We start from the raw sequence: 3259 nt of genomic DNA, 5'->3' as shown, positions 1-3259 counted from the left end.
CCCCCGGCCGATTCGGCGTCCGGCCGATCTCCTGCGCCGGATCGGCCAGAGGCTGGCCTCCCACCGCTGCGCCCGATCGGCCAGGGGGCTGGCCTCCTACCGGGGGTGTGTGACCTGCGTGGCCCTTCCACCTTTCGGCCCCGGGCGGTAGCCTTCCTGACACGGCTCGCTGCGGGGATCGGCCTCGGGCCCGAAAGGAGGCACATGAACCTGGACTGTTTCAAGGCGTACGACATCCGCGGACGGGTGCCGACCCAGCTGAACGAGCGGGTGGCGTACACCATCGCGCGGGCCGTTGCGGAGGAGCTGGGGCCGCAGATGGCCATCGTGGGGCGGGACGTGCGCCTGACCAGCCCGGCGCTGGCGGCGGCGGTCATCGACGGGCTCTCCGCCGGCGGCTGCAACGTGGCCGACATCGGCCTGTGCGGCACCGAGGAGGTGTACTTCGCCACCGCCTACTACCGGGCCGGGGCGGGCATCATGGTCACCGCCAGCCACAACCCCATGGACTACAACGGGCTCAAGATCGTGCGCGAGGGCGCGCGGCCGGTGAGCGCGGACACCGGGCTGGAGGCGATCCGCTGGCGGGCGGAGCAGGGCGGGTTTACCCCTCGGGTACGCGGGCGCACCGGGCGGCTGTACCACCGCGAGGCGTACATCCGCCACCTGCTGAGCCTGGTCGACCCCGAGGTGATGCCGCCGCTCAACCTGCTCGTGAACCCCGGAAACGGCGGAGCCGGCCCGGTCCTGGACGAGCTGGACGCGCATCTGCCGATCCAGCTGATCCGCGAGAACGCCGAACCCGACGGCAACTTCCCCAACGGCATCCCCAACCCCATGCTGGAGGAGAACCGCCGCTTCACCAGCGACGCGGTGCTGTCCTTCGGCGGCGACCTCGGCCTGGCCTGGGACGGCGACTTCGACCGTTGCTTCTTCTTCGACTCGCACGGCGAGTTCGTCGAGGGGTACTACATGGTCGGCCTGCTGGCCGAGGCCAGCCTGCGTGCACAGCCGGGAGGCGGGCAGGGGAACCGGGTGGTGCACGACCCGCGCCTCACCTGGAACACCATCGAGATGGTCGAGGCCGCCGGCGGCGTCCCCGTGCAGAGCAAGGCCGGCCACGCGTTCATGAAGGAGACCATGCGCCGCGAGAACGCCGTGTACGGCGGCGAGATGAGCGCCCACCACTTCTTCCGCGACTTCTACTACTGCGACTCCGGCATGCTGCCCTGGCTGCGGGTGGTCGAGCTGATGGGGCGGCGCGAGCAGTCCCTGCGCGAGATGGTGCGCGAACGCATGGATCGCTTCCCCTGCAGCGGCGAGATCAACTTCCGTGTGGACAACATGATGGACGTCATCCACCGCGTGATGGTCGCCACCGACGCACAGTCCGGCCACATCGACCGCACGGACGGCATCAGCGTCGAATTCCCCGAATGGCGCTACAACCTGCGCGGCTCCAACACCGAACCCCTGCTGCGCCTCAACGTCGAGACCCGCGGCGACCGCCACCTCCTGCGCCGCCAGGTCGAACACATCTCTGCCATCATCGAAGCCGGGGAATAACCCCTGATGCCCGATCGGCCAGGGGGCTGGCCTCCCACGGGTGCCCCGACCGGGTCGGCGGGCCCCGGCGGATCGGCGGGCACGGCCCGTAGGAGGCCGGCCCTCCGGCCGATCTGCCCCGGTGGGTCGTCGGGCCCCGATCGGCCAGGGGGCTGGCCTCCCACGCCACCCGGTCGTGGCGGATCGGCCAGGGGGCTGGCCTCCTACGCCACCCGGCCGGTAGGAGGCCGGCCCTCCGGCCGATTTTGCGTTCGGGCAACCCCCGGCGCCGGGTAGGTCAACGCCCGATCGGCATTCAATCAGGCCGCAGCCGAGTCCGCGCCATTTCGGGTGACCGCCGACAATCGAGCACGGCAAAAATCTGAACCCGCTCCGGCTCCGGCATTCGATAATACACGGCATACGGGAACCGACGAGCCAGCAGCCGGTAGAAGCCGAACCGGGTCTCATGGATGCCTGCGTAAAGGGCGAGGGAGTCGATTTCGCTGGCCAGGCTTTCGAGAAAATAGAAACCGACCCCGGGACAAAGCTTTTCGTAGAAATGAAAGCCGTCAGTCAGATCGCGTTCGGCTTCCGAGAGGAGCTCAATCTTCATTCAGGGGGCGATTGAGCAAGCGTTCCCGCGCACTGCTCCAGGGAGTGAATTGCGCCTGCCCCTGTTCTATCTGCGCCGCCCGGTCCTCCAGGATCTCACCGTGCCACTCCGGAGCAGGAACCTGCTCGGGGGTGCGGCTCAGGTCCTCCCACAGGGCTTCCATGGTTCGCAGTTTCTCGGCGACCGACATTTTTTCGATGGGTGGATCCATAGCCTGGTACCAGAATGTCAAGGGATTATGGCCAGCATAGCATCGAGCATGGGATCGGCCAGGGGGCTGGCCTCCTACGGGGCGGGGGAACGGTGGGAGGCCGGCCCTCCGGCCGATTTTGCGTTCGGGCGACCCCCCTGCGCCGGATCGGTCAACGTCCCGATCGGCCAGGGGGCTGGCCTCCTACGGGTGCCCCGACCGGGTCGGCGGGCCCTGGCGGATCGGCGGGCACGGCCCGTAGGAGGCCGGCCCTCCGGCCGATTTCGGGCTCGTCTCCTGCAGGGCGCGGTTAAAGCCATATCGCGTCCCAGTGCGGATAATCGCCCAGCTTGCGGACCAGCCCCGCACGCAGCGGATTGGCTGCGATATACCGGGCGATCGGCAACAGCTCCTCCTCCCGCCGCAATGCTCGGTCATGGAACCCCGGCTGCCACACCGCATGCCCCAGACGCCTGGACGTGACGGCCTTGATGGATCGAACCACGGTAGATAACGATTCCACTTCGCCCAGCGACATCAACCAGTGCAGATGGTCGGGCATCACCACGAAAGCGAGGGTCTCCGCGTGGTTCTCCCTGTCCGCGTAACGCAGCGTACCGATCAGGGCGCGGGCGGCCCACAGATCCTGAAAAACCGGCGTGCGGTCACGCGTGACCGTGGTCACCAGATAGATACGGCCGGGTTCGGAATACCGGCCCCGGCGAAGGGCCTCGGCATGAGGGCGGCCATCCATGGCGCGTTTCTCCATCTTGTGTTCCTTGAGCCAGAAAGCCTATCGCGCCCTCGGATGCCCGCCAACCCCCTACCCGGCAGGAGGCCAGCCCCCTGGCCGATCCGGCGTTCGGGCATCCAGCGCGGCCCCATCGGCCGGAGGGCCGGCCTCCTAC

Annotated in this window: 4 protein-coding genes; 1 reads left to right on the top strand and 3 read right to left on the bottom strand. The window is 68.5% G+C overall.

What is annotated here, in order from left to right; all coding sequences use genetic code 11:
• Window positions 1-204: 204 nt before the first annotated feature.
• A complete protein-coding gene (locus G020_RS0114475; protein ID WP_019591850.1) occupies window positions 205-1566 on the top strand; it encodes a phosphomannomutase/phosphoglucomutase in 1362 nt (453 codons plus the stop codon).
• 295 nt (window positions 1567-1861) lie between these two features.
• Here the strand turns inward: G020_RS0114475 and G020_RS0114470 are convergent, their stop codons facing one another.
• The 3 genes from G020_RS0114470 to G020_RS0114460 all read right to left on the bottom strand — a co-directional run bounded on the left by G020_RS0114470 (window position 1862) and on the right by G020_RS0114460 (window position 3105).
• Window positions 1862-2161 (bottom strand): type II toxin-antitoxin system RelE/ParE family toxin, encoded by a 300-nt coding sequence (locus G020_RS0114470; protein ID WP_019591849.1) that lies wholly within the window; start codon window positions 2159-2161, stop codon window positions 1862-1864.
• A complete protein-coding gene (locus G020_RS0114465) occupies window positions 2151-2372 on the bottom strand; it encodes an addiction module protein (protein ID WP_077244646.1) in 222 nt (73 codons plus the stop codon). The genes G020_RS0114470 and G020_RS0114465 overlap by 11 nt, the downstream gene beginning before the upstream one ends.
• A gap of 289 nt (window positions 2373-2661) precedes the next feature.
• Complete coding sequence (locus G020_RS0114460) at window positions 2662-3105, bottom strand: transposase (protein WP_024330090.1); 444 nt, start codon at window positions 3103-3105, stop codon at window positions 2662-2664.
• Between the last annotated feature and the right edge of the window lie 154 nt (window positions 3106-3259).

The sequence above is a fragment of the Thioalkalivibrio sp. ALR17-21 genome (assembly GCF_000420185.1).
GTDB lineage: Bacteria > Pseudomonadota > Gammaproteobacteria > Ectothiorhodospirales > Ectothiorhodospiraceae > Thioalkalivibrio > Thioalkalivibrio halophilus.
The sequence above is the reverse complement of the archived record's forward strand: the minus strand, read 5'-3'. Positions and strand labels throughout refer to the sequence as shown.

Bases quoted from the DNA above. Each gene is read 5' to 3' on its own strand.
- G020_RS0114465 (WP_077244646.1), bottom strand. From the start codon at position 2,372: ATGGATCCACCCATCGAAAAAATGTCGGTCGCCGAGAAACTGCGAACC.
- G020_RS0114475 (WP_019591850.1), top strand. From the start codon at position 205: ATGAACCTGGACTGTTTCAAGGCGTACGACATCCGCGGACGGGTGCCG.
- G020_RS0114470 (WP_019591849.1), bottom strand. From the start codon at position 2,161: ATGAAGATTGAGCTCCTCTCGGAAGCCGAACGCGATCTGACTGACGGC.
- G020_RS0114460 (WP_024330090.1), bottom strand. From the start codon at position 3,105: ATGGATGGCCGCCCTCATGCCGAGGCCCTTCGCCGGGGCCGGTATTCC.